The sequence below is a fragment of the Sulfitobacter mediterraneus genome (genome assembly GCF_016801775.1).
Lineage (GTDB): Bacteria > Pseudomonadota > Alphaproteobacteria > Rhodobacterales > Rhodobacteraceae > Sulfitobacter > Sulfitobacter mediterraneus_A.
The window spans coordinates 796555-822210 of record NZ_CP069004.1; the positions used below are offsets into that span (position 1 = coordinate 796555).

The window sequence follows — 25656 nt, forward strand, 5'->3', positions numbered from 1 at the left end:
GATGCTTGCCCCAATGGGCCTGAGTTGATAGCCCTGTTATACGCCCTTGCAATCAAAGGACATTCCATGAGCCAAGAGAAATTGCGCGCCGACATTCAAATGATTCAGCGCATCCTGCCGCACCGTTATCCGTTTTTGCTGGTCGATAAAGTCGAAGAGATCGACGGCACATCCTCTGCAGTGGGCTACAAGAACGTCACCATGAACGAGCCGCATTTTCAGGGGCATTTCCCCGGCACGCCGATCATGCCGGGCGTTACCATTGTCGAGGCGATGGCGCAGACCGCAGGCGTGATGGTTGGTGTGGCGCTGGAACAGATGGACAAGGAAATGTTGATCTATTTCATGTCCATCGACAAATGCAAATTCCGCCGCAAGGTTGTGCCGGGCGATGTGTTGCGCATGGACCTGAAGACTGTGCGGGGCAAACCGGGCGGCAAGGTCTGGCGATTTGCCGGTGTGGCCACCGTCGAGGGCGAAATGGCCGCCGAGGCGGAGTTTATGGCGATGCTGGATCTGCCGAAAGAGGACGCATGAGCAACATCCACCCCTCAGCGGTGATCGAAGACGGGGCGCAGATTGACCCCTCCGCCCTGGTGGGGCCATTTTGCGTGGTTGGTGCCCAGGTCGTCTTGCATGCAGGCGTGGTACTGAAAAGCCATGTAGTGGTCACCGGCCAGACCGAAGTTGGCGAAGGCACCGAAATATTTTCATTCGCGGTGATTGGCGAAATCCCCCAGGATCTGAAGTTCAAGGGCGAGGCCAGCCGCCTTGTGATCGGCAAGCGCAACCGCATCCGCGAACATGTCACCATGAACTGCGGCACCGAGGGCGGCGGCGGTTTGACCAAGGTTGGCGACGACGGCTTGTTCATGGCTGGCTGTCATATTGCCCATGACGCGATCATCGGCGACCGGGTGATTGTTGTGAACAGCGCCGCGGTGGCCGGCCATTGCGTGCTGGAAGATGACGTAATCATCGGTGGCCTGTCGGGCATTCACCAGTTTGTCCGCATCGGGCAGGGTGCCATCGTGGGGGCCGTGACGATGGTGACCAACGATGTGATCCCCTATGGGCTGGTGCAGGCCCCGCGCGGCGATCTGGATGGGCTTAACCTTGTCGGGCTCAAACGCCGCGGCGTGGCCCGCAGTGATATCACTGCCTTGCGCGCCGCCTTTCAGATGCTCGCCCAGGGCGAAGGCACATTTCATGACCGCGCCCGCCGTCTTGGTGAAGAAACCGAAAGCGACTACGTGCGCCAGCTTGTTGATTTTGTGGCCGCCGACAGCAGCCGCAATTTCCTGACCCCGAAATGACGCTGGCCTTGATCGCAGGGCGCGGCGATCTGCCCGCCAAAGTCGCCGCCGCGCAGGATCAGGCGCCATTGATCTGCGGCTATGAAGGCATGTTGCCCGACAGCGTGTCCGCTGATCTGACTTTCCGTCTTGAAACCCTTGGCACATTGCTGGTGCAACTGGGCGAGCGCGGCATCACAAGGGTTTGCTTTTGCGGAGCAATCGACCGGCCCGCGCTTGACCCGTCCAAGCTGGACGCAGAAACGCTACCGCTGGTGCCGCTGTTTCAAAAGGCTCTGGCCGCAGGCGACAATGGCGCGTTGCAGATCCTGATGGAAATCTTTGAACAAACCGGGTTTGACGTGGTTGGCGCGGATGAATTGCTGCCCGACCTGGTCGCGCAGCAAGGGGTCTTGTCTGAAAAATGGCCCAATGCGCAAATGCGCAAGGATGCTGCCAAGGGTGAGGCAGTTCTGGCCGGTTTGGCCCCGCTCGACATCGGGCAAGCCTGCGTGATTGGCCGCGAACAGGTGCTGGGGGTCGAAACCATTGGCGGCACAGATCATCTGCTGTCCACATTACCGCCCGAGGCGAAAGGCGCCGATGCGATCCTGTGCAAAGGACCCAAAGAGGGCCAGATACGTGAGATCGACATGCCCACCATCGGGCCAAACACCTTGACCGCTGCCCATGCCGCCGGTCTGGCCGGTGTGGTGGTGGATGCAGGCGATGTGATCATCCTCGATCAGGACCGTTGCGCCGCCTTGGCCGATGAGCTGGGTCTCGTGCTATGGGTGCGGCGCGGGGGCGAAGGGTGAAGGTCTTTATCCTTGCCGGGGAGCCGTCTGGCGACAAGCTGGGCGGGGCCTTGATGGCAGGGTTAAAGGAGCTGCGCCCGGACGTGCAGTTCGACGGGATCGGCGGGCCGGAGATGATGGCCCAGGGGTTGGTCAGTCGTTTCGATATGACCGAATTGAGCGTCATGGGGCTGGCAGAGATCCTGCCGAAGTACCGGGCTTTGATGGCGCGGATAAACGAGACCGCGCAGGCGGTGATCGACACCGCACCCGATGTTTTGATCACTATCGACAGCCCCGATTTCTCGCTGCGGGTGGCGCGTCGGGTTAAGGCCAAAAGCAGCATCAGAACAGTGCATTACGTGGCGCCATCGGTTTGGGCGTGGCGTCCGGGACGGGCAGAGAAAATGGCCCGTTGGGTCGATCATGTTTTAGCGCTTTTGCCCTTTGAGCCCCCCTTCATGGAAGCGGCAGGCATGGCCTGTGATTTTGTCGGACATCCGGTGGTTGCGGAACCTGTGGCCCAGTCCGATGAAATTGCTGCGTTTCGGGCATCGATGGATCTGGCGGATGCGCCGCTTGCACTGATCCTGCCCGGATCGCGGCGCAGCGAGGTGAGCCGTTTGCTGCCGATCTTCCAACAGGTTGCCGCCCGATTGGTGCGGGCGCGGCCGGATCTGCGCATCGTGGTGCCCGCAGCCGGGCCGGTTGCTTCAGATGTGCGCCGGGCCATGCGCACCTGGGAAGGGCGACCGATCGTTCTGGACCCCACGGAGATGGAACTCAGCGCAGCGCAGGCGCAAAAACGGGCCGCCTTTGCCGCCGCCGATGTGGCGGTCGCGGCCTCTGGCACCGTTTCGCTGGAACTGGCGGCGGCGACCACACCCATGGTGATCGCCTATGACATGAATTGGCTCAGCCGCCAGATCATTGGCCGGATGGTCAAGATCGACACGGTGACACTGGTCAATCTGGTGTCGGAAACCCGTGCGGTGCCGGAGTTTATTGGCGCAAATTGCCGACCCGGACCCATTGCCGAGGCAGCGTTGAAGGTTTTGGATGACCCGCAAATGCAACTGGATGCGATGGCCCTGACGATGCAGCGTTTGGGGCAGGGCGGTGCAGCGCCAGGACTGCGCGCGGCGCAGGCTGTTTTAGACCGGTTGCCGTAATGGCCGCGCCTGTCGGCGCGATTCTATCTGTTTTACGGATGGGGGACGCTGTCCCCCAGACCCCCTGGAGTATTTGGGGCCAAAAAGGGCGCAGGTGGGGCCTGGGCTAGCCTTTGTGGATCCAGCCCCCACCAAAGATGCGGCTGCTGTTCGGGTCATAGAACACACAAGCCTGACCGGGAGAGATGCCTTCCTCGGCGCTGAGCAGTTCCACCTCCGCGGTGGTGTCTGTGATCGGGCGCAGGATTGCGTCGCGTGGCGGGCGGGTGGATCGCACCCGGACCGCGATGGGCCATTCTTTCTGGGAGGTCAGGGGCATGTCGCCCAGCCAGTTGATCTCGCGCACCGGCACGCGGCGTGTGGCGAGCATGGATTTGGGGCCAACCACCACTTCCTTGCGGTCGGCGTCCAGTTTGACCACATAAAGCGGATCGGCCAGTCCGCCGATGCCAAGCCCGCGGCGCTGGCCGATTGTGTAGTGGATCACACCCTCGTGCTTTGCCAGCACATTGCCGTCCAGATCAACGATATTGCCCGGATCGGCCGCTTCGGGGCGCAGTTTGCGGATCACCGAGGCGTAATCGCCATTGGGCACAAAGCAGATGTCCTGGCTGTCCGGTTTCATCGCCACGCTGAGCCCGTATTTGGCGGCCAGGGCGCGGGTGTCGTCCTTGGACGGCAGATGGCCCAGCGGGAAGCGCAGGAAGTCGAGCTGCTCCGGGGTGGTGGAGAACAGAAAATAGCTTTGATCGCGGCTGGCATCAGCAGCGCTGTGCAGCTCCGGCCCGTCCGGGCCCATCTTGCGCTGGATGTAGTGGCCCGTCGCCATACAGTCCGCTTCGAGGTCTTTGGCGGTTTCCAGCAGATCTTTGAATTTGACCCGCTCGTTGCAACGGATGCAGGGCACAGGGGTTGCCCCGGCAAGATAGCTGTCGGCAAATTCGTCGATCACGGCATCCTGAAAGATGTTTTCGTAATCCAGCACATAATGGGGAAAACCCATGTCTTCGGCCACGCGGCGGGCGTCGTGAATGTCGATCCCGGCGCAACAGGCGCCTTTCTTGGCCAATGCCGCGCCGTGGTCATAAAGCTGCAGGGTCACGCCAACCACGTCATAGCCTTCTTCGGCCAGCATCGCGGCCACAACGGAGCTGTCCACACCGCCGGACATTGCGACAACCACCCGCGTGTCGGCGGGCGCTTTGGCAAAGCCCAAGGAATTGAGCGGCGGGGTCTGGTCAAGGGGCATTGCAAGTCTCCGGGAGGCGTTAGTGGGGAATATAGGAAAATCCTATGCACTCACAAGGGGGGGCTTCACCTGCCGTTAAGGAGGCTGGGTGCATCCCTAAGCCGCGGCAATTTGGAGTGGGAGATGTTTCTCAAGAAAGTGGATGGGCCCAGATCCGTGACCCTTGCGGATGGCACGGTGATGAGCCAGGCGGATCTTCCGCCGGCGCAGACCCGGCGCTGGGTGGCATCACGCAAGGCGGCGGTGGTGCGCGGGGTTTTGTATGGTTTGATCACGCAAGCCGAAGCGTTGCGCCGTTATCAGATCAGTGAAGAGGAATTTGTTGAATGGGTGCGCGCGGTTACAGATCATGGTGAGGCGGCGCTCAAGGCGACTACGGTACAAAAATATAGACAACTTTAAGTTGTTAACGTAATGTTATCCACATGGGTAACGGGTGGTTAACCTTTTTTGTTCACGATCCAGTCCAATGTCGTAATGACCGTGCGGAGGAACCAAATGCGCGTATTGCTTGTTGAAGATGATCCAACGACCTCTCGAAGCATTGAATTGATGCTGACCCATGCAAACCTGAATGTCTATGCGACCGATCTGGGGGAGGAAGGCATCGATCTGGCCAAGCTGTATGATTATGATTTGATCTTACTGGATCTCGATTTGCCGGATATGAACGGCCATGAGGTGCTGCGCCAGCTTCGGCTCAGCCGGATTGAGACGCCCATTCTGATTCTGTCAGGGTCCGACGATACGGAAAGCAAGATCAAGGGTTTCGGTTTTGGGGCAGACGATTATCTGACAAAACCCTTCCACCGCGAAGAGCTTGTTGCCCGTATCCATGCGATCATTCGCCGGTCCAAAGGGCATTCGCAATCGGTGATCAAAACCGGGCAGATTGCCGTCAATCTGGATGCCAAGACGGTGAGCGTGGATGACGCCACGGTGCACCTGACCGGAAAAGAATATCAAATGCTCGAACTGTTATCCTTGCGCAAAGGCACGACGCTGACCAAAGAGATGTTCCTGAACCACCTTTATGGCGGGATGGATGAGCCTGAGCTGAAGATCATTGATGTTTTCATCTGCAAACTGCGCAAAAAGCTCAGCTTGGCGACGGGTGGCGAAAATTACATCGAAACGGTTTGGGGGCGCGGCTATGTCCTGCGCGATCCGGAACCGGCAAGCATGGACATTGCTGCCACCGGATAACCGGCCAAGACCGAGGCGGAAACTGCTAGACCTGCTGTGCCCTGCCACCTATCTAAGGGGTGACTGGAACAGGCAAAAAGGGGCAGGGCCGTGACATCCGAAATAGCGGTTGATGCGCTAAGCAAAACCCAGGCTGAGGCGGAGCTGGCCCGTCTGGCGCAGATCCTGTTGGCTGCGAATAATGCCTACCATGGCGCAGATGACCCTGACATTTCGGATGCAGAATATGACAGGCTCAAGCGCCGCAACTCTGCAATTGAGCTTCGTTTCCCCGAGTTGAAACGGGATGACAGCCCAACCGAACAAGTGGGGGCCGCGCCCGCCGCAGGGTTTTCCAAAGTTGCCCATGAAGTGGCGATGCTGTCCTTGTCCAACGCTTTTGATGCGGAAGACGTGCGCGAATTTGATGGACGTATTCGCAAGTACCTCGGCCTGGCGGCGGATGCGCCTTTGCGTTACACGGCAGAGCCCAAAATTGATGGTCTGTCCCTTTCCTTGCGCTATGAGAACGGCGTTTTGGTGCAGGCGGCCACCCGCGGTGATGGCGAAACGGGTGAAAACGTCACTGCAAACGCAAAAACCATTGCCGATGTGCCACACCAGATCGAGACCGATCTGTCGGTTCTTGAGGTGCGCGGCGAGGTTTATATGAGCCATGCCGATTTTGATGCCCTCAACCACAGACAACAAGACAAAGGCGACAAGACCTTTGCCAACCCCCGAAACGCCGCGGCCGGATCGCTGCGGCAATTGGACACCGAAATCACCAGATCGCGCCCATTGAGGTTTTTTGCCTATGCTTGGGGCGCTTTGTCTCATCCTCTGGCCGATACGCAAATGGGGGCGATTGAACGGTTGAGTGAATTTGGGTTTTCGACAAACCCGCTCACCACTTTGTGCGATGGGCCGCAACAGATGCTGGACCACTATGCCAAGATCGAGACCCAGCGCGCAACGCTTGGCTATGACATTGATGGTGTCGTTTATAAAGTGAACGATCTGGCGCTTCAGGGCAGGCTTGGATTTCGCTCAACCACGCCGCGTTGGGCCATTGCGCATAAATTCCCGGCAGAGCTGGCCTGGACCCGCCTGGACGGTATCGATATTCAAGTTGGCCGCACAGGTGCATTGTCGCCCGTCGCGCGCTTGCATCCGGTGACAGTGGGCGGCGCTGTTGTGTCAAACGCGACCCTGCACAACGAGGACTACATCAAAGGGTTTGACAGCAAGGGCGCAGAAATTCGCCAGGGCAAGGACATCCGGGTAGGCGATTGGGTACAGGTTTACCGTGCGGGCGATGTGATCCCGAAAGTTGCCGATGTAGATCTGAGCAAACGGGAGGCGGACGCCGCACCCTATGCGTTCCCGCACATCTGCCCCGAATGTGGATCAGAAGCCGTCAGGGAGCCGGGAGATGCTGTGCGCCGCTGTACAGGTGGATTGATTTGCCCGGCGCAAGCTGTTGAAAAATTGAAACATTTTGTATCACGCGGTGCCTTCGACATCGACGGTCTTGGTGCAAAACAGATCGAACAATTCTACGCCGATGGCTGGATCGCGGAACCTGCGGATATATTCACACTGAGAAAGCGCTTCGGCGAGGGGCTGCAACAGCTCAAAAACCGTGAAGGTTGGGGAGAAAAATCCGCTGCCAATCTCTTTGACGCGATTGACGACAAACGAAATATCCCGCTGGGACGGTTAATCTTTGCCCTTGGCATTCGCCATGTCGGAGAGGCAGCCTCGAACCTCTTCGCGCTGCATTACGGCACCTGGGAGGCCTTCGAAAGCGCTGTGGTGGCTGCGGCGGATCCGGACAGCAATGCCTGGGCCGACCTCATCGGCGTGGATGGCGTGGGCACCGTCATGGCCGGATCGTTGGTCAGCGCCTTTGCCCAAGAGGCCGAACGCGCGTCCATTGATCGGCTTGTGGCGCATCTTTCGGTCAAACCGGCGCAGCGGGCCGACACCAGCGGCAGCCCGGTTGCCGGAAAAACTGTGGTTTTCACCGGAACACTGGAAAAAATGACCCGCGCTGAGGCCAAAGCCCGTGCCGAACGGCTTGGTGCTAAGGTGTCCGGATCCGTCAGTGCCAAGACAGATATCCTTGTCGCGGGCCCGGGCGCAGGATCCAAAGCCAAAAAGGCGGCGGAACTTGGGATAGAAACCTTGGACGAGGACGGCTGGCTGTCCCTGATCGAGGGCGCATGAGCACCCGGCCGGAGCCACTTTTCCCGCTTTTTGCCGGCCTTGAAACCCTTGACGGGGTCGGGCCGAAGACTGCGCAGCATTTTGCACAACTTGGTGTCGCTGCACCCCGTGACCTGTTGTTTACATTGCCCTATTCAGGCATCGATCGCGCCCTTTCCGTCACCGTCAAAGATGCCCTTTTGCCGGCAACTCTGACGGTTGCGATCACCGTTGGGGCCCATCGTCCGTCACGCAATCGCAATGGTGCTTACCGGATTCACGTAGAGGATGCACAAACCAGTTTCCAATTGGTGTATTTTCATGCGCGGGGTGATTATTTGGCACGGCAACTGCCGGAGGGGTCTCGGCGGATCGTGTCAGGCCGGGTGGAACTGTTCGACGGTGTCGCCCAAATGGTCCATCCGGATTTTGCTGTGCCGGAAGATGACCTAAGCGACATTCCAGCGTTTGAGCCGGTCTATCCGCTGACCAGCGGGATCACGCAAAAACTGATGTACAAGGCCACCCGCGCCGCGATCAGCCGGATACCGGAAATGGCGGAGTGGGTTGATTCAGAACAGAAAAAGGCGGCAGGTTGGTCGGGCTTCGCGAATGCTGTCCGTGCGGCGCATGATCCGGAAAAACTATCTGATCTGGCCGCAACCGCGCCCCCGCGTGAACGGCTGGCCTATGATGAGCTTTTCGCCCACCAGATTACGCTGGCCCTCGCACGCCAACGGGAGCGGCGCAAATCGGGGCGCGAAACCCATGGAGATGGCCGGTTGCAAGCGCGGGTTCTGGCGTCACTGCCCTACAAGCCGACGGGGGCGCAAAGCCGTGCCGTCGAGGAAATCACAACCGACATGGCCAGTGCCCAACGGATGAACCGGTTGTTGCAAGGGGATGTGGGTGCGGGCAAGACGCTGGTTGCGTTCTTGGCTTTGTTACGCGCGGTTGAGGCAGGCGGGCAGGGCGTTTTGATGGCGCCAACCGAGATTCTGGCCCGCCAACATTTGCAAGGCCTGCGGCCTATGGCCGAAGAGGCCGGTGTGGTTCTCGAAATTCTCACTGGGCGCGACAAGGGAGCGGAAAGAAAAGCCAAAATCGACGCGCTGCAGCGCGGGGATATTCAGGTTTTGGTTGGCACCCATGCGGTGTTTCAGGCCGATGTGCATTTTCGCGATCTGCGGTTGGCCGTGGTGGACGAACAGCACCGGTTTGGCGTTCGGCAGCGGTTAGAGCTTGGCCAGAAGGGGGACAGGGCGGATATTCTGGTGATGACGGCGACGCCGATCCCCCGCAGTCTGGCGCTGGCGCAATATGGCGATATGGATGTTTCGGTGCTGGACGAAAAACCGCCGGGCCGCCAGCCGATCAAGACCGCTTTGATCAGCACGGAAAAGCTTGATCAGGTGATTGACCGCCTGCGTGCCGCGATTGCGGACGGGCGACAATGCTATTGGGTTTGTCCATTGGTTGAAGAGAGCGAGGCCAGCGATCTCATCGCCGCTGAAGAGCGTTTCAAACGCCTGCGTGCGGCCTTGGGCGAAGGGGTGGCGGGGTTGGTCCATGGTCAAATGCCCGCCGCCGAGAAAGACGCGGCGATGCGGGCTTTTCAAGAGGGAAAGACCAAGGTTCTGGTGGCCACCACCGTCATCGAGGTGGGGGTCGATGTGCCAAACGCGACCATCATGGTGGTGGAACGGGCCGAAATATTTGGCCTTGCGCAATTGCATCAGTTGCGCGGTCGGGTGGGGCGCGGGCAGGCGGCATCGACCTGCCTTTTGATGTATCAACACCCCCTGTCCGAGACCGGTCAGCGCCGGCTTGAAGTGCTGCGCGATACTGAAGACGGCTTTGTGATTGCCGAGACTGATCTGCAAATGCGGGGCACAGGCGATTTGATCGGGACGGCGCAATCCGGGGTGCCACGGTTCAAGGTCGCAGACCTTGAAAGGCAGGCGGGCTTGATGGCAACCGCGCAATCAGATGCCCGAAAATTGCTGAACGATGATCCCGCACTGGAGACGGAACGTGGCAAAGCGGTCCGGATGCTTTTATGGCTCATGCGGCAGGATGAAGCTATTCGTTTGATTTCAGTTGGTTAACCTCTGACGTTCCATTTTGTTCGCAAATGTTCTCATAAAGTTCTTTACAGGGGCCTAAGAAAATGAGAACAAAGAGGCAACAGAACAGGAGGTTCACATGATCACACTCAAAACACTCAAGATGATCGCATCACGGTCTCATGCAACATTGTTGCAGGATTCCATTGGTGCCGCTGCTTTGATTGTCATGTTTGTGGTTGGCCTGCATCTGCCTGCTTTTGTTTGATTTCTGCCTGCGGTCTCTTGCCGCTGTTGCTGTCGCATCCGTCCCAATTTGATGCACCAACGGTCACTGCCTGTCTTGTTGGATCTGGTTTTCCATACAGCGCAGCGGGTCCCACATGAGAAACGCTTTCCTTGCGCCGCCATCCCCTGCCGGGATGTGCGGCGTTTTTTTGGTCTGCGGGTCGGATCAATAGCCATAGGCCAATCGCAGACCGCCCCAATGACGCCCCGCGGCATAGATCGGCGCGGACAGGTCTTTCATCAATTTGAATTCCCCGCCGCCCATGTCACGGCGGTACACCTGCAAAAGGAAATTCTCGGTGTTGCGGCCGGCCTTTAGGCCCACACGATCATCAAAGATCCGCCGGTTCCGGCAATTGGCGGTATTCCACACCGGATCGTCGCCCTGCGGGTGCGAGAATTTCAGGTTGTGCGTGGGCAGATAGCCGTTGGTGTCAACGGCGGCGCAAAACACGACCCTACGATCGAATTTGAAAGCGGGCTCCTGAAAATCCGGCAGCAATTGATCCAGAAAATCAGTGGCCTGGGTTAAGACCTGTTCGGGATTTGTATTGGGTATGGACCTGTAGTTCCGGTCAAACAATTGTTCCATGGCGATTGTGCCGTCGGACAAGGCTTGATCAAAGGCCAGCGACACCTCGCGGGCGGTTTTTTGAACAAAGCTGATGAAGGGCGCATCAATCGACGCACCGCCAAGCGCGGCAGAATGCTGGACAATCTGCTCTGACGTTTCAATCAGGTTCAGCATACGGGTGTTGGTCTTGGCAATGCCGGTGGTCGCCTCGCGCACGGTGCTGTCAATCTCGCGCACCGCCGGGCTGAGCCGTTGCATGGCGTCCTTGACCCTCTGTGTGCGCGACGAAATCTTCTGGGTCTGGGCATGTTCGCTTTCGATGGTGGCTTCCATCCGGCGGAGCGCAGTGTCGGTTTCTTCGGATTTGCCCAGCACATCGGTGGCATTGTCCGCGGCATTTTTGGCTTCCCTGCCAAGGTCTGAGATCCAGCTTGTCAGATTCTCGATGTTTTGCGAAATCTGGGTCGCGGCGACGCTGGTTTTTTGTGACAGATCGTTGATCGCATCGGCCACCACGGCAAATCCGCGCCCGGCGTCGCCGGCCCGCGCTGCCTCGATCTTTGCGTTGATCGCCAATGTGTTGACCTGCGCGGCAATCACGGCAATCTCGCTGTTATTGGCCTTGACCGCGTTCAGGGTGTCGCCCACAGACCCGGTGCGATCCCGCACGGATTTGACCCAACCGGCCACGTTGCGGGTGCGGTCCCCGACATCGCGTACCAAGGTGACGGAGGTCTTTACGTCGCTCAACGCCTGATCCGATGTGACAGTCAGCGCGTCCACCAAGGTGCCCATTTCGTCATTGACGCTGGTCACTTCTTTGGCGCTGGCCCCCAGGGCATCAAGGGCCGACCGTTGGTGTTTGGCATGATTGTCCGCAAGATCCAGAAATCCCGCGATATCGACAATCTCAAAGCCAAGCGCCGCCGCGGCCTTGGCCAGCTTGTCCATCCGCCCGGTGGCATCAATGGGGATTTGCGCGGTCATATGCCCTCCTGATCTTCCATCAGGCAAGGCTTCGCAGGAATTGACTTACAATTTGCTAATTTTTTCCACGCCATCGGCTTTGCGCATGGCCTCGGCGATGGCTTCAATCGCCAACATGATCGAAGCATGGCGGTTCTTGTAATCCACAGCGGGGATCAGCACCTCAAACCCGTCAAAGGGCGCATCCGGTACACGACCGGACCCTTTGAGCATCGCATGCAGCTGGTCACGGCCCTTTTCGATCACACCAAGCGTTTGACCGGGCGCAGCCGCCCCCGTCACAGCAGCGGCTGCCTGACCCAGTGCACAGGCCTTCACATCCTGTCCGAGGGATGTGAGCACGCCGTCCTTCACCACAACATCCACCGTTACCGTCGATCCGCACAAGGGCGAGCGGCGTTTGACCGTCGCATCGGCATCCTCCAATCGGCCCAGATGCGGGATCTCTGCGGCCAGCGCCAGAATACGCGCGGAGTACAATTTGATCAGATCGGTCTCGCCGGACATGGCTGTTTCCTTTGTCGCTTATTGCCTACATAAGCTCTTGAGACAAAGATGCAAAACTTTTGAAGAGGCCGCAAATGACCTTTGATCCCGAGACTTTGAAATTCAACGAGGCTGGATTGCTGCCGGTGATTGCGCAGGACGCCGACAGCCTTGAGGTCCTGATGCTGGCCTGGATGAACGCGCAGAGCATTCAGCGCACTCTGGACAGTGGAAACGTCACCTATTGGAGCCGGTCGCGGCAGGAATATTGGGTCAAGGGCGCGACCAGTGGCCATCATCAGGAATTGATCGATCTGCGTTATGATTGTGACCGCGACTGCATCCTGGCTCTGGTCCGGCAAACCGGCCCGGCCTGTCACACCGGACGGCGCAGCTGTTTCTACACGGCCGTCCGTGATGGTGCAGAGGTTGAGTTGTCAAAGCCGCTGTAAAGCAATCTGCAAGGTCAATTTCGTCTTTTAAGGCATTGCCAAAGAACGAATTTCCTGACGGGAAAGCCCTTCTGACCGATACAGCGAAATTGCCCGCGCATCATCCCGTTTTGCCAACCGCTTGCCGTGTTCATCCCTGACGAGATCATGATGATGATAGATTGGCTGTGGCAGGTTCAAAAGATGTTGCAGGACCACATGGATCTTGGTTGCATCGAACAGATCCTGCCCGCGCACAACGTGAGTGATCTCTTGCGCCGCATCATCAAGCACGACGGACAGGTGATAAGAGGTCCCCATATCGCGCCGCGCCAAGACGATATCGCCAATCTCGTGGATCATTTGATCGGCGGTGAAGGTGATACGCCCATGCGCTCCCGACGGACCATTGCCGGTTTCCTCAAACATAAAGGCCTCTTGGCCCGCAACAGCGCGGGCCATATCAAGACGCAGCGCCGCATCTGTAGGTATCGTATCGGGCCGGTCTTCCGAATTGTCCGGGCGGCAGGTGCCCGGATAGACAAGGCCGTCCGGCCCGATCAAAGGGTCGGCACCTTCTTGCGGTGCCGCAACCGCCGCAGCGATGTCTTTGCGGCTGCAATGACACGCATAGATCAGTTTGCGATCCCAAAGAGTTTGCAAAGTGTGTTTGTAAATTTGCAAACGTTCCGATTGCCGCATGACCGGTTTTGACCAGCTTAGCCCCAACCAGGTCAGATCCTCATAGATCTGGTTTTCCCATTCCGGCCTTGCGCGGGACCGATCAATATCCTCGATCCGCAGCAGGAATTCCCCCCCATGCTGCACCGCCATGTCATGGGCGAGCAGAGCAGAAAAAGCATGTCCAAGGTGCAGCGGGCCGGTTGGTGACGGCGCAAATCTGGTGCGAAACATCAATTCTTTTCAAGTACATATACCTTGGCCTTAAGGCCAATGCCGGGAATATGATCGCCGTGTTTCACAAACAAGAGCCGCGCCGCGCCGCAATCTGTCCATTCCATCACACGGGCCTCGTATTGCGGCTCTTGCAGCGCATGATCATTGAAGGAAAACACAAACAGCCCCGATTTTGCCAACCCCCGCATTATGGTGTCAAACACCGAAATTGGCGCAGCTCCGGCACCGATAACACCAATCGCGGCAATCGCTGCATAGTCACCGGGCCTATGGCCCAGATCCTGACCGGGTTCGATCTGTCTCAGGTCGCGGTAGACCGATTTGCCCTTCGCCTGCGCCAACATATCCGCAGAAACATCAAGGCCATCAATGGTCTCGAACCCGGCCAACCGCAACGCCAGACCGGACAGGCCCGTACCGCACCCAAAATCGAGGACCGGACGGGACTTGTCAGCCGCGTATTGCGCCAATGCCGCCGCGCAGCGACCCGGCGTGGCATAGCCATGTTCGCCCAATTCGGCCTCATAGCTGGCCGCCCAATCATCATATAATTTGCGGGTTTCTTCGGCATCCCGCGCGCCATAGGCCTTGTCCAGAAAACTTTCACTCATGCCACAAGGGTAGGTGGCCTGTGCCAGCGGGTCAACGTTAACCGGCCAGCCAGTCTTGCCAGTCAACCTTGGCGCGGTCGGTATAGGCCTTGTATCTGTCCTTGCGCCCCCGGCGCCCGGACTTCAGCCCTTCAACCGGCGGGAACAGTCCAAAATTCACATTCATCGGTTGGAATGTCTTGGCCTCGGCCCCGCCCGTGATGTGAGTGATCAGGGCCCCCGTGGCCGTGGTGTCAGGCGGCGCGCTGGCGGATCGGCCGAGGATCTCTGCACTGGCCAAACGCCCGGCCAGCAGACCCATCGCGGCACTTTCGACGTAGCCTTCCACACCTGTGATCTGACCGGCAAAGCGCACATTGGGGCGCGATTTCAGGCGCATCTGATCGTCCAGAAGGGTCGGAGAATTGATAAACGAGTTGCGGTGGATACCGCCCAAACGGGCAAAGCTGGCATTCTCCAATCCGGGAATCATTTTGAAAACATCGGTTTGCGCACCGTACTTCATCTTGGTCTGGAACCCGACAATGTTGTAAAGAGTACCAAGCTTGTTGTCGCGCCGGAGCTGCACAACCGCATAGGCTTTGACATCCGGCTGATGCGGGTTGGTCAGCCCGACAGGTTTCATCGGGCCAAAGCGCAGGGTCTCGCGCCCACGTTCAGCCATCACTTCAATGGGGAGACATCCATCAAAATATCCCGCGGTTTCACCTTCGCGAAACTCGGTCTTGTCGGCCGCCAAAAGCGCATCAATGAACGCCTCGTACTGGTCTTTGTCCATCGGGCAATTGAGGTAGGCTGTGCGCTCTTCCTCTGTCTCGCCCTTGTCATAACGTGACTGCATCCACGCCTTGTCCATGTCGATGCTCTCGGCATAGACAATCGGCGCGATGGCATCAAAAAACGCCAAAGCCTCGGCACCTGTTTCAGTTGCAATCGCCTCTGCCAATGCCCCTGAGGTCAGCGGCCCGGTGGCAATGATCCACTGTCCTTCTGTCGGCAGCTCGGTGATCTCGCCATATTCGACGGTGACATTGGGGTGCGCCAAAAGCGCATCTGTCACCGATTGGGCAAAGGGATCACGGTCCACGGCCAATGCGCCACCTGCGGGCAGTTTGTGCTTGTCCGCGCTGGCCATGATCAACCCATTTGCGGCGCGCATTTCCCAATGCAACAGCCCGACGGCGTTTTGCTCGCTGTCGTCGGAACGGAAGGAATTGGAACAGACCATTTCCCCCAAAAGCCCGGTTTGATGCGCAAATGTACCCACTTTGGGCCGCATTTCGTGCAAAACCACGGGAACGCCCGCATTGGCAGCCTGCCAGGCGGCCTCTGATCCGGCCATGCCGCCGCCAATGATATGAAGTGTCTCTGTCATGCCTGCGATGTAGGGGAGGGCGCGGCAAGAGGCAATACACGCTGGACCTTTGCCCTGGGGATCTCATCTGATTTTGAGGAGTGTTGTGTTTTGGGGGCGCCGCTGCGGGAATGGTCGGTCAGTGAGAGGCTGACCTGGAGGGACCTTCCGCCGGCGGCGACCCAAAATCATCATAGACGTGTTCGTCTTGCCCCAAACATGCCCTAATCGTGCCCCATTTGAAAGCGCTAAAAATTCAACACTCTGTTTCAAATGGGAAACAATCGAAATTCAGAGGCAGACTCAGTCCTGCGACCAGTCAGGCGGGCGTTTTTCGAGAAAGGCATCGATGCCTTCCTTTGTGTCACCGCGCAGCATATTTTGCACCATGACATCGCCAGCAAAGGCGTAGGCTTGTGCAGTACTCATCTCAAGCTGTTGATAAAACGCCTCTTTCCCTATTCTCACAGCGGGGCCAAGTTTCCCTGCGATCCGTTCGGCAAGGGCGGCAGTGGTATCCTCAAGCTCTGCCTCTGGCACGGCTTTGTTGATCAGGCCCAGATCAATGGCGCGGTCTGCGCTGATAAATTCACCAGTGGTCAGCATCTCAAATGCTTGTTTTCTGGGGATATTCCGGGTCAATGCCACCATTGGCGTGGAGCAGAACAACCCGATGTTGACGCCATTCACCCCAAACCGGCAGGAGTCAGTTGCAACCGCCAGATCACATGTCGCAACCAACTGGCACCCTGCGGCAGTGGCCAGCCCATGCACCTGCGCGATCACCGGCTGGGGCAGGGATTGGATGCGGGTCATCAGGGCCGTGCAGCGATCAAACAGATCCTTGAACGCTGCCGCGCCACCATCGGGGGCTTGGCGCATCGCGGTCATCTGGCGCAGATCGTGACCGGCACAAAACGCCTTGCCTGTCCCCGCGAGCGTGATGACACGGGTTTTCGGGTCATTTGCAAAATCGTCCAGAGTCGTTTGCAAAGCTGCCAACATCTCATCCGACAGGGCATTGAGCCGTTCTGGCGCATTCATCGTCAGATGTGCAACGGCGCCCCTTTGTTCCACTGTCAAAATTGTCATCTTGCCCTCCGCCGCTTTCCACGCCAACTCTAGGCCAAGCGTTAAGGAGAGAACAAGTATGGCCGCTGTCATGACCGCACAGGAACTTACTGAATTTCTGCGCCTTGTGTTTGAACAGGTCGCGGATGATTTTTCAGTAGATCACGTGGGTGACGGCGAAGTCACCATGCGGCTTCTGACGCAGAAAAAACATCTGCGCCCCGGCGGAACAGTGTCCGGCCCGTCAATGTTCGCGCTGGCGGATGTGGCGGCCTATGTGGTCACACTGTCGATGATCGGACCGAAGGCGCTGGCGGTGACGACAAATTGTTCGATTGATTTCATGCGCAAACCGGTGGCCGATGTGCCGCTTGTCGCCCATGCAAAGCTGCTCAAATTGGGCAAACAACTGTCGGTCAGTGATGTGATGATATATTCTGAAGGTATGGACAAGCCGGTGGCACGGGCCACGTTGACCTACGCCATTCCACCCAAGGCGATGGGATAAAAGCAAAAAAGGGCCGGGGTGACCCGGCCCAAGTGAAGAGGTCTGGAACCTGTCACGGGGATGTTACAGCTTCCAGAACACGCGGGAGGCCTCGCTCAAAGCCTGGTCCGGTGTCAGTCCCACATCGCGCAGCTGCCACGGTTCAAGCTGTTTGAGCGCTTGTCGTGTGCGATAGCGAGTGGCCCAATCCGTCACGCAGACCGCAAATTTCACCGCCAGAATTGCGACAATCGGCATGCCGCGCTGGTTCAGGTGCTTCATCACTTCGTGAGTGTGGGTCAATGCGTGTGCCATGGGAATCTCCTTCAAAAATTGTATTGACACAATGCAGCCAATTGCTACAATTGATGTGATACAAATAATGATACAAAGCTGCCAGAGGTTTATTGTAATGGGTACAATTTGGTCTCCCGAGGTGCTGCAAGGCCCCGGGCCTAAGTACAAAGCAGTCGTGGATGCCATTCGGGCGCAAATTGTATCAGGTACAATGCCGGAGGGGACCAAACTGCCCCCGGTGCGGGATCTGGCCTGGCAGCTCAAGATCACCCCGGGCACAGTGGCGCGGGCCTATACGATCCTGACTGATGACGGCACATTGCGGGCCGAGGTGGGCCGCGGGACGTTTGTCGCAGCCCCCCGTCAGGGGGAAGCGCCGCTCGGGCCGATCGAAGTGGACGTGGTGCGCCACAACACCCCTGACACAAGCGGATATGTGAACCTGTATTCGCCGCATTTGCCAACCGTGGGGCAGGCAGGATTGATCCGAAAACTGATGGGAGAAATTGCCGCTGACCCGCCATCGGGCGTGATGCATTACCCAACCCGTAACAGTTCCGAACCGGCCCGCGCGGCGATGGCGGAGTGGCTTAAGGGCACGCCTATCGGGCCGGTGGATGCCCGCGATGTGGTGCTGTCCCATGGCGGGCAAAGCGCCATCATGCTGATTTTGCAGACCATTCTGCGCGGTCGCCGTCCAGTCGTCTTTATCGAGGAACTCGCCTATCCGGGCTTCCGGCGCACCGCGGAGCTGTTGCGGGCCGAGGTCGTGCCAATCGCCATGGACAAAGACGGGGTGATCCCCGAAGCCCTTGCAGCCGCTGCAACACGCCATCCGGAGGGGCAGGTGTTTTGCACATCACCCGAAGTGCACAGCCCAACCTGCAGCTTTACCCCGATGTCGCGCAGGCGCGCGCTGGTGGAGGTGTGCCGGGCCCATGATTTGCAGATCATGGAAGATGACTGTTATCGCATGGGCCGGGCCGAGGGGGCAGGGTATCGGCAATTGGCGCCTGAGCGCGGCTGGTATCTCAGCTCGCTGTCCAAATCCATCACACCGGCGCTGAGGGTGGGCTGTGCGGTTGCGCCGCGCGGCATGGAAAACGCGCTGCACCGGACGGCAGAGCACAGCTATTTTGGCCTGGCGACGCCAATTACCGATCTGGTGGCCAAATTATTGGTACATCCTGCATTGCCGCCCATTACCGACGCGGTTTTGAAGGTTTTGGGCCATTATGTGCAGACCGCCGTGAATGTTCTGGGCGGTTATGATCTGCAATGGCGCGAAGATGTACCATTTTTATGGCTGGCCCTGCCGCAGGGCTGGCGCGCAACGGCCTTTTGCCAGGCGGCAGAGAAACAGGGGGTGCAGATCAGGGCGGCAGAGGAATTTGCCTGCCGAGACGCCCACAGCCCCCATGCCGTACGGATTTCAATCAATGCAGGCATTGATCTTGAAACATTCGAGGCGGCAATGGTGCGCCTGGTCGGGCTGCTTGACAATCCGCCGGAGCAAATTGGCGTCTGAGATTGGGGTAATATAATACCTAATTAGCAAGCCATTGTTTTTGAACAAATATATATGACTTGCACCGCTTGACGTGCCATTGGGGATGTTTATAACCCGCCCATCACTGACAGGTGTCGTGCATTTGCGCGGGGCCGATCACCACCAAACGGGAATTTCCGATGAAAACCTTCTCTGCAACACCGGCAGACATCGACAAGAAATGGATCATCATCGACGCTGAAGGCGTTGTTTTGGGCCGTCTTGCTTCGATCGTTGCCATGCGCCTGCGCGGCAAGCACAAGCCTTCTTACACGCCTCACATGGATTGTGGTGACAATGTCATCATCATCAATGCTGAAAAGATCCAGATGACTGGCAAGAAGCGCGAAGAAAAGTTCTATTGGCACACCGGTCACCCCGGCGGCATCAAGGAGCGGACCAAGGAACAGATCCTTGAAGGCGCGCACCCAGAGCGTGTTCTGACCCTCGCGGTCAAGCGTATGCTGCCTGGCAACCGTCTGAGCCGTCAGATCATGACCAACCTGCGCGTCTATGCCGGTTCTGAACATCCACACGAGGCGCAAAGCCCCGAAGTTCTGGACGTGAAGTCCATGAACAGCAAAAACACGCGGAGTGCATGAGCATGGCTGACGAAATCAACACACTCGAAGATCTCGCACAGGTTGCCGGTATCGAAGCGGCGCCAGAAGTTGAGATGACCCCACGTGAGCCCGTCCGCGATGAGCTGGGCCGGTCATATGCCACTGGCAAACGTAAAGACGCGGTTGCCCGCGTTTGGATCAAGCCTGGCTCCGGCAAGGTCATGGTGAACGGCAAAGAGCAGAACACATATTTTGCACGTCCCGTTTTGCAGATGATCCTGGCGCAGCCGTTTGGCATCACCAACACCGAAGGTCAGTTTGACGTTTATGCCACCGTGAAAGGTGGCGGTCTGTCTGGTCAGGCCGGTGCGGTCAAGCACGGGATTTCCAAAGCGCTGCAGCTTTATGATCCCTCCCTGCGCGGCGCATTGAAAGCGGCAGGCTTCCTGACCCGCGACAGCCGAGTGGTTGAGCGTAAGAAATACGGTAAAGCCAAAGCGCGTAAGAGCTTCCAGTTCTCCAAGCGTTAAGTTTATCGGAACGATGTTGGGAAAGGCCGTGCCGCAGGGTGCGGCCTTTTTCATTTTTCCCGGCGCATTTGCGCCGCGACCCACCGGGGGAGGCCAGCCTCCCCCGGACCCCCACCGGAGTATTTTGAGCCAAAAAGGGGAGCGGCGGTTTCACCTGTCCGCCATGGTGCTTAGATTGAGGCAAAGCAGGAGCATGTGATGGAATATTCGGTTTTGGATTTAGCACCGGTGCCGGAAGGAACGGATGCCGTTCAGGCGATGAAGAACACAGGCGATTTGGCGCAACGGGCCGAGGCATTGGGCTATCACCGCTATTGGATGGCGGAGCATCACAACATGCCCGGGATTGCCTCAGCCGCGACTGCGGTTCTGATCGGTCATGTGGCGGGGCAAACCAAGCACATTAGGGTGGGGGCCGGTGGGATCATGTTGCCCAATCACGCGCCTTTGACGGTGGCGGAGCAATTTGGCACCCTGGCCAGTCTTTACGGGGACCGGATTGATCTGGGACTGGGCCGGGCGCCGGGCGGCGATCCGGCGGTCTATCATGCGTTGCGGCGTGTGGGCAGCGACGATTTTGCCGGAGATGTGACGGAGTTGATCGGCTACCTTGGCGATCCGCGCCCCGATGCGCCAGTGCGGGCCTTGCCCGGTGAAGGCACCCATGTACCGGTCTGGATCCTTGGGTCTTCGCTTTACGGGGCGCAATTGGCGGCGCAGATGGGGTTGCCTTACGCCTTTGCCTCGCATTTCGCACCTGATGCGCTGGATCAGGCAGCGGAGATCTACCGTCGGTATTTCAAGCCATCGGTACACTTGGACGCGCCAAGATTCATGTTGGCGATCAATGTGTTCGGGGCGGATAGCGATGCGGAAGGGGCTTATCTTCGCAGCACCATGCAGCAGGCTTTTGCGCGGCTGCGCACAGGGCAGAGGGGCAAGTTGCCGCGTCCGGTTGAAGATGTTGACGCGGTGATCGGGGCGGGTATGCGCCGGGCCGTGGATCAGGCCTTGCGGGTGTCGGCGGTTGGATCTGCTGATACGATCAAGCGGCAATTGGCGGAGTGGATCGAACGCTATGCGCCGGACGAAGTGATCCTGACCGGGCAGATCCATGATCACGCCGCGCGGGTGAAAAGCTTTGCCATGGCGGCGGAGGCGCTGGACAGTCTGGCCTAGATGTCGCCATCCACCAGTCCGAGGCCGCGCAGGTAGATGCCGATCCCGGTTTCCAAAAGATCATCGGGTGGAAACGGTGAGGCGCGGCCCGGTGAATTTCGGGCAAACAATTCGACCACGCCGTGGCTCATCGCCCAGATATGGGCAGAAAACATCGTGGCAGGCGGGCGTTTGTCCGCTGGGATGTGCTGGCTGAGATCTTCGGCGGCCTTTTCCAGCACAGCGTTGGCGCGGTTGGCGGCACTGGCCAGTTCGGGCGTGCGGTTCACCGATATGCCGCTTTCGAACATGGCGATGTAATGGCCCGGATGCTTGCGGGCAAAAGCCAGATAGGCCCGGCCCGTGGCCTCAAACGCCTTGAGCGCCGAAGGTTGCCCGGACTGATAGGCAAAATCCATCAAATCGGCAAAGATTTCATACCCTTGGCGTGCAGCTTCGGCGATCAGATCTTCGCGCCCGTCGAAATGCCGATAGACCGCCGCAGGGGTCACGCCGGCCTGTTTGGCGGCCTCTGACAGGGTGAATCCCATAGGTCCGCGCAGCTCAATCAGCTTGAGCGCGGCGTCTATCAGAGCCTGACGCAGATTGCCGTGATGATAGCCCTTTTTAGGCATCCCAAAGGTCCGGACCGCCGCAGATCGCATCGTCGATCTTGCCGATGGCCTTGCTGTCCTTGCGGTCATACTCAAAGGCATGCAGCACGGTGCGAATTGCGTTCAACCGCGCCCGGCGTTTGTCATCAGAGCGCACGATGGTCCAGGGGGCGTTGTCGGTGTGGCTGCGGGCGAGGGTGTCTTCGATGGCACTGGTATAGTCGTCCCATTTCGCCAAACCTTTGACGTCAATCATGCTGAGCTTCCATTGCTTCAGCGGGTCAGATTCGCGTGACAACATGCGGCGCAACTGTTCGCCGCGTCCAACGTTCAGCCAGAATTTGAACAGATGGATTCCGTCGTCCACAAGCTGTGCTTCAAAGGGATTCACCTGCCGGAAAAAATGCGCGTTTTGCGCGGGGGTGCAAAAGCCGAAGACCGGTTCGACCACGCCGCGGTTGTACCAGGACCGGTCAAAGAACACCATTTCGCCAGTTGTGGGCAAATGTTTGATATAGCGCTGGAAATACCACTCACCCTGTTCGGTTTCGGTGGGTTTTGATAGCGCGATCACATGGGCTGAACGCGGGTTGAGATGCTGGCGAAAGCGGCCAATTGTGCCGCCCTTGCCAGCCGCATCGCGCCCTTCAAAGAGACAGGCGATGCGGGTGCCGCTGGACCTTGTCCAGGCTTGCAGTTTCACCAGCTCGATCTGTAACCGCTCCATCTGCCGGTCATAGACCTTGCGGGCCATGCGTTCAGGGTGCGGATAGCTGGCGGTGATAATGTCGTCTTTGTCGGCGCGCCGGATCGCGTTGCGGATGGCCTCGGGCGCATCATTCTCGAAATAGGCGCTGATCGCGCCGTCAAAGGGCAGGTCCATGGGGCCTCCTGATCACTGTTGATCTTAATATGGGATGTTAACAGGCTTAACGCAAACCCGCAGAGGCTGCCGCGCGGTCAATTGCGGCGATCACGGCCTCCGGCTGTGTGTGTTGTGGCATATGCCCTTCGCCCGGCAGAATGGTCAGGTTGCCGTTTGGGACATCATTGATCAGCACCTTGGCATGTACCACCGCGGGAACGATTGTATCGGCATCGCCATGGATGATCTCGATCGGCATGGTCAGCGTGTGATATTCTTTTCGCATTTCAACAACATGGGGGCGCAGCGACATGACCTGTTGGGCATTGGCGCGCAGGGTGCTGCGGCGCAGGCTGAGGTCCACGCCCAGATGGCTGGCATAGCCCGGTGGGGGCGATTGTGGTGCAAAAATGCTTTCGATGCTGCTGGCGATATAGGGTTCCGGCACAAAGGCCGTGATCAGGGGCACAGCCAATCCGCCTCCGATCGACGATCCGGTGACCTTGTAGGTCCAGCCCAGATCACCTGGCCAGGGTTCGGACACCGCCGAGACCAGCACCAGCGCAGCAGTTTCGTCCGGGCGTGAAAGCCCCCAGGCCAGAGCCACAGCGCCACCAAAGGAATGGCCCAATACAATGGGCTTGGTGACACCGATCTGATCTGCGGCGCCCTGCAACAGCGCGGCCTGTTCCTGCGGGCTTTCGGCGCGGGTGTTCCAGGCGCCTTTTGCGTCCGGCAAACGGCCAGTCCAACCCAGACCGGGGCGGTCAAAGAGAATCACGCGGTATCTGTCCGACAGGCGGTCTGCAAAACCGAGGGTGAAATCACGCAGATTGCCGCTGGCCCCGTGGATCATTACCAGATCAGGGCCAGTGCCCATGATCTGGTAATGCACGGCTACGCCATTCACATCGGCAATCTGGCCGGTTGGCGGATGTGCAACCACAGCACGACGTTCCTGCACCCCAGCCCGCCACTGGGTCAGCGCTACGATCCCTGCGATCAGGATCAGGAGGAGGGCAATCTTACCGGCCAATTTGGTCCATATCGAAATGTGTCGTTTGATATATCTCGTTGATCCAATTGCCATATAGGAGATGCGCATGGCTGCGCCAGCGGTTGGTGGGCATCACATTGGGATTATCTTGAGGGTAGTAATTGCATGGCACATTGATCGGCGTTCCGGCAGCCACATCGCGGTCATATTCCTGCTTCAGGGTGTCGCTGTCGTATTCAAAATGGTTGAATACATAAAGCGCACGGTGATCGGGGTCTTCGATCAGACAGGGGCCAACCTCGTCACTGACCAACAAGGTGTTGAGCGCCGGCACCGCATCAACCTCGTCCTGTTTGACCTCGGTCCAGCGGGACACAGGCACCACACATTCATCGGAAAACCCGCGCAGATAGGGCGATGCGGGCGCCATGTTCTTGTGCCGGAAACAGCCAAAAGCCTTGTGCTCCAGCATATGCTTATTCACGCCATGGAAATGTTTGATCATCGCCATGCCGCCCCAGCAGACACCAAAGGTGGAATGCACATTGGTTTGGGTCCAGTTCATGACCCGCTCCAGCTCTTCCCAATAAGTGACCTCTTCAAAGGGCATATGTTCGATAGGGGCGCCGGTGATGATCAATCCGTCAAACTTTTCGTCGCCGACCTCTTCGAAGGGGCGGTAGAAGCTCTCCATATGTTCTGCGGCGGTGTTGCGGGTCCGGTGTTCGGACATGCGCAGCAGGCTAAATTCAATCTGCAGGGGGGTTGCACCGATCAGACGGGCAAACTGGTTCTCCGTCTGGATCTTTTTCGGCATCAGGTTGAGCAGCGCAATTTTCAGCGGGCGAATGTCCTGCCGCGCGGCCAGTTCCTCATCCAGCACCATAACACCTTCGCGCGTCAGCACGTCATAGGCGGGCAGGGTGGCGGGGATCTTGATAGGCATGGCTCAACTTCCGTAGGTCAGAGACGATTAGATAGACCGCCCAAGGCAGAGTGCCAAGGGGGCGGTCGCGGGGCCGTGATCGGAGGCCAAGGCTAGGCCGGCAGGCGGCCCGCGATCAGGTCAACAAAATCATCCTGCATGCGCAGTTGCCCGATATCATCCGCCGTGATGGTCACACCCCAGTTTGACATCGCCTCATAGCGTGGCTGGCGGTGTGACAGAGCCTGTGCATAGGTCCAGCGGATGAAGGCATCTGGATCAACGTCGCCTTCTACCATGTTGTTTTCTTTCAGATAACGCGCCCATGCCTCTGCCAGAAATTCCGGCTGATAGGCCATTGGTTTGGGCGCCCGGTCAAAGCGCCGGATCAATTCCTGAGTATGTGCCTCATCGCCCCTGATCCAGACCAGCAGACATTCCTCCGACAGTTTGGTCAGCAGCGGATCGTTCGGATCTTCGGGATCGACCCATTCACAGATCGATCCGCCCGTGTCGCAGATAAAATGGTCATACCCGTAAAGTTCCTGCGCCCTGGCGGCGAAATGTGCGGTGTCTTCGAGGGCCGCAATCTCGGCCTGACGGAACGCTTCCTGGCGTTTGGCATAGTCGGCCATGGGCAGCCCGCCCTTGTCGGGATCACCGGGTTTGCCCAGCCATGTTGCAACCGGGCTGAGGTTTTCGAATGTGATGTTGGAGCCGATATAAATGCTGTCACTCAGCAGCAGATCGCGCAGAAAAGGCACTTTCATCGCTTCGGCTTTGGCGTTGTCGGCAATCAGCTCCCCCAGATAGCGGGTGCCGATACGGTAATCGATGGAATAGTGGAACCAATCTCCAGAGCCGCGCAGCAAGCCGGACAGATGGGTTTTGCCCAGACCGGACATGCCAAAGATAAGCACCTTTCGGTGGGGGGCATCACGCCATGCTTGGGCGGTGGGGTACAGCATAAATTCGG

28 protein-coding genes are annotated in these 25656 nt (G+C 58.4%); 15 read left to right on the plus strand and 13 right to left on the minus strand.

Annotated features, from left to right (window positions below; all coding sequences use genetic code 11):
- The first annotated feature begins 66 nt into the window (after positions 1-66).
- From fabZ to lpxB, 4 genes are read left to right on the plus strand one after another with little or no spacing between them, the layout of a single operon-like run.
- Positions 67-537: a 3-hydroxyacyl-ACP dehydratase FabZ gene (fabZ, locus tag JNX03_RS03830; protein WP_203211122.1), complete on the plus strand. Its 471-nt coding sequence runs from the start codon at positions 67-69 to the stop codon at positions 535-537.
- Entirely contained in the window at positions 534-1316 is a 783-nt protein-coding gene (gene lpxA, locus JNX03_RS03835) for an acyl-ACP--UDP-N-acetylglucosamine O-acyltransferase (RefSeq protein ID WP_203211123.1), read from the plus strand. Before fabZ ends, lpxA begins: the two co-directional genes overlap by 4 nt.
- The gene (locus tag JNX03_RS03840; protein ID WP_203211124.1) at positions 1313-2113 is read left to right on the plus strand and encodes an LpxI family protein; all 801 of its coding nucleotides are present in this window, start codon (positions 1313-1315) and stop codon (positions 2111-2113) included. Before lpxA ends, JNX03_RS03840 begins: the two co-directional genes overlap by 4 nt.
- The gene (gene lpxB / locus JNX03_RS03845; protein WP_231024134.1) at positions 2110-3264 is read left to right on the plus strand and encodes a lipid-A-disaccharide synthase; all 1155 of its coding nucleotides are present in this window, start codon (positions 2110-2112) and stop codon (positions 3262-3264) included. Before JNX03_RS03840 ends, lpxB begins: the two co-directional genes overlap by 4 nt.
- A 106-nt stretch (positions 3265-3370) precedes the next feature.
- Here lpxB and mnmA read toward each other — a convergent pair whose 3' ends face one another.
- Positions 3371-4513, minus strand: coding sequence for a tRNA 2-thiouridine(34) synthase MnmA (gene mnmA, locus JNX03_RS03850; RefSeq protein ID WP_203211126.1), 1143 nt, complete (start codon positions 4511-4513; stop codon positions 3371-3373).
- Between the two features lie 123 nt (positions 4514-4636).
- On the opposite strand from mnmA, the gene JNX03_RS03855 reads away from it, so the two are divergent.
- From JNX03_RS03855 to JNX03_RS20670, 5 genes are all read left to right on the plus strand, one after another.
- Positions 4637-4915: a DUF1153 domain-containing protein gene (locus tag JNX03_RS03855; protein ID WP_203211127.1), complete on the plus strand. Its 279-nt coding sequence runs from the start codon at positions 4637-4639 to the stop codon at positions 4913-4915.
- Positions 4916-5011: 96 nt separating this feature from the next.
- Positions 5012-5719: a response regulator transcription factor CtrA gene (gene ctrA / locus JNX03_RS03860; protein ID WP_203211128.1), complete on the plus strand. Its 708-nt coding sequence runs from the start codon at positions 5012-5014 to the stop codon at positions 5717-5719.
- Positions 5720-5809: 90 nt separating this feature from the next.
- Positions 5810-7930, plus strand: a complete 2121-nt coding sequence (ligA, locus tag JNX03_RS03865) for an NAD-dependent DNA ligase LigA (protein WP_203211129.1) — start codon at positions 5810-5812, stop codon at positions 7928-7930.
- Entirely contained in the window at positions 7927-10017 is a 2091-nt protein-coding gene (recG, locus tag JNX03_RS03870) for an ATP-dependent DNA helicase RecG (protein WP_203211130.1), read from the plus strand. The genes ligA and recG overlap by 4 nt, the downstream gene beginning before the upstream one ends.
- Positions 10018-10114: 97 nt before the next feature.
- Positions 10115-10243, plus strand: a complete 129-nt coding sequence (locus tag JNX03_RS20670; RefSeq protein WP_259943427.1) for a hypothetical protein — start codon at positions 10115-10117, stop codon at positions 10241-10243.
- Positions 10244-10429: 186 nt separating this feature from the next.
- Here the strand turns inward: JNX03_RS20670 and JNX03_RS03875 are convergent, their stop codons facing one another.
- Positions 10430-11824 carry a methyl-accepting chemotaxis protein gene (locus tag JNX03_RS03875; RefSeq protein ID WP_203211131.1) on the minus strand — a complete coding sequence of 465 codons (1395 nt, stop codon included), beginning with the start codon at positions 11822-11824 and terminating at the stop codon, positions 10430-10432.
- A 45-nt stretch (positions 11825-11869) separates the two neighbouring features.
- On the minus strand, positions 11870-12331 hold the full coding sequence (locus tag JNX03_RS03880; RefSeq protein WP_203211132.1) for an iron-sulfur cluster assembly scaffold protein: 462 nt from the start codon (positions 12329-12331) through the stop codon (positions 11870-11872).
- 74 nt (positions 12332-12405) lie between these two features.
- Here JNX03_RS03880 and hisI point away from each other — a divergent pair, with 74 nt between their 5' ends.
- Complete coding sequence (hisI, locus tag JNX03_RS03885; protein ID WP_203211133.1) at positions 12406-12762, plus strand: phosphoribosyl-AMP cyclohydrolase; 357 nt, start codon at positions 12406-12408, stop codon at positions 12760-12762.
- A gap of 27 nt (positions 12763-12789) precedes the next feature.
- Here the strand turns inward: hisI and gluQRS are convergent, their stop codons facing one another.
- From gluQRS to JNX03_RS03905, 4 genes are all read right to left on the minus strand, one after another.
- A complete protein-coding gene (gene gluQRS / locus JNX03_RS03890) occupies positions 12790-13656 on the minus strand; it encodes a tRNA glutamyl-Q(34) synthetase GluQRS (protein ID WP_203211134.1) in 867 nt (288 codons plus the stop codon).
- Positions 13656-14270 carry a class I SAM-dependent DNA methyltransferase gene (locus JNX03_RS03895; protein ID WP_203211135.1) on the minus strand — a complete coding sequence of 205 codons (615 nt, stop codon included), beginning with the start codon at positions 14268-14270 and terminating at the stop codon, positions 13656-13658. The genes gluQRS and JNX03_RS03895 overlap by 1 nt, the downstream gene beginning before the upstream one ends.
- A gap of 37 nt (positions 14271-14307) precedes the next feature.
- Positions 14308-15645 (minus strand): methylenetetrahydrofolate--tRNA-(uracil(54)-C(5))-methyltransferase (FADH(2)-oxidizing) TrmFO, encoded by a 1338-nt coding sequence (trmFO, locus tag JNX03_RS03900; protein WP_203211136.1) that lies wholly within the window; start codon positions 15643-15645, stop codon positions 14308-14310.
- 282 nt (positions 15646-15927) lie between these two features.
- Positions 15928-16716 (minus strand): enoyl-CoA hydratase, encoded by a 789-nt coding sequence (locus JNX03_RS03905; protein ID WP_203211137.1) that lies wholly within the window; start codon positions 16714-16716, stop codon positions 15928-15930.
- Between the two features lie 58 nt (positions 16717-16774).
- Between JNX03_RS03905 and JNX03_RS03910 the strand changes: the two genes are divergently transcribed.
- A complete protein-coding gene (locus JNX03_RS03910; RefSeq protein ID WP_203211138.1) occupies positions 16775-17203 on the plus strand; it encodes a PaaI family thioesterase in 429 nt (142 codons plus the stop codon).
- Positions 17204-17266: 63 nt separating this feature from the next.
- On the opposite strand, the gene JNX03_RS03915 is transcribed toward JNX03_RS03910, so the two are convergent.
- A complete protein-coding gene (locus JNX03_RS03915; protein ID WP_203211139.1) occupies positions 17267-17497 on the minus strand; it encodes a DUF1127 domain-containing protein in 231 nt (76 codons plus the stop codon).
- Between the two features lie 97 nt (positions 17498-17594).
- Here JNX03_RS03915 and JNX03_RS03920 point away from each other — a divergent pair, with 97 nt between their 5' ends.
- The 4 genes from JNX03_RS03920 to JNX03_RS03935 all read left to right on the plus strand — a co-directional run bounded on the left by JNX03_RS03920 (position 17595) and on the right by JNX03_RS03935 (position 21300).
- A complete protein-coding gene (locus tag JNX03_RS03920; RefSeq protein ID WP_203211140.1) occupies positions 17595-19007 on the plus strand; it encodes a PLP-dependent aminotransferase family protein in 1413 nt (470 codons plus the stop codon).
- A gap of 161 nt (positions 19008-19168) precedes the next feature.
- Complete coding sequence (rplM, locus tag JNX03_RS03925; protein WP_203211141.1) at positions 19169-19630, plus strand: 50S ribosomal protein L13; 462 nt, start codon at positions 19169-19171, stop codon at positions 19628-19630.
- Between the two features lie 2 nt (positions 19631-19632).
- Positions 19633-20121: a 30S ribosomal protein S9 gene (gene rpsI, locus JNX03_RS03930; protein ID WP_203211142.1), complete on the plus strand. Its 489-nt coding sequence runs from the start codon at positions 19633-19635 to the stop codon at positions 20119-20121.
- Between the two features lie 198 nt (positions 20122-20319).
- Positions 20320-21300, plus strand: coding sequence for an LLM class flavin-dependent oxidoreductase (locus JNX03_RS03935; protein WP_203211143.1), 981 nt, complete (start codon positions 20320-20322; stop codon positions 21298-21300).
- Here the strand turns inward: JNX03_RS03935 and JNX03_RS03940 are convergent.
- The 5 genes from JNX03_RS03940 to JNX03_RS03960 form a co-directional block, all read right to left on the minus strand.
- On the minus strand, positions 21297-21914 hold the full coding sequence (locus JNX03_RS03940) for a TetR/AcrR family transcriptional regulator (RefSeq protein WP_203211144.1): 618 nt from the start codon (positions 21912-21914) through the stop codon (positions 21297-21299). The genes JNX03_RS03935 and JNX03_RS03940 overlap by 4 nt on opposite strands.
- Entirely contained in the window at positions 21907-22776 is an 870-nt protein-coding gene (gene ppk2 / locus JNX03_RS03945) for a polyphosphate kinase 2 (protein WP_203211145.1), read from the minus strand. The genes JNX03_RS03940 and ppk2 overlap by 8 nt, the downstream gene beginning before the upstream one ends.
- 46 nt (positions 22777-22822) lie before the next feature.
- Positions 22823-23794, minus strand: a complete 972-nt coding sequence (locus JNX03_RS03950; protein ID WP_231024135.1) for an alpha/beta fold hydrolase — start codon at positions 23792-23794, stop codon at positions 22823-22825.
- Positions 23784-24701: a homoserine O-acetyltransferase MetA gene (gene metA, locus JNX03_RS03955; RefSeq protein WP_203211146.1), complete on the minus strand. Its 918-nt coding sequence runs from the start codon at positions 24699-24701 to the stop codon at positions 23784-23786. The genes JNX03_RS03950 and metA overlap by 11 nt, the downstream gene beginning before the upstream one ends.
- Positions 24702-24793: 92 nt before the next feature.
- Positions 24794-25648 carry an ATPase gene (locus JNX03_RS03960; RefSeq protein ID WP_203211147.1) on the minus strand — a complete coding sequence of 285 codons (855 nt, stop codon included), beginning with the start codon at positions 25646-25648 and terminating at the stop codon, positions 24794-24796.
- Between the last annotated feature and the right edge of the window lie 8 nt (positions 25649-25656).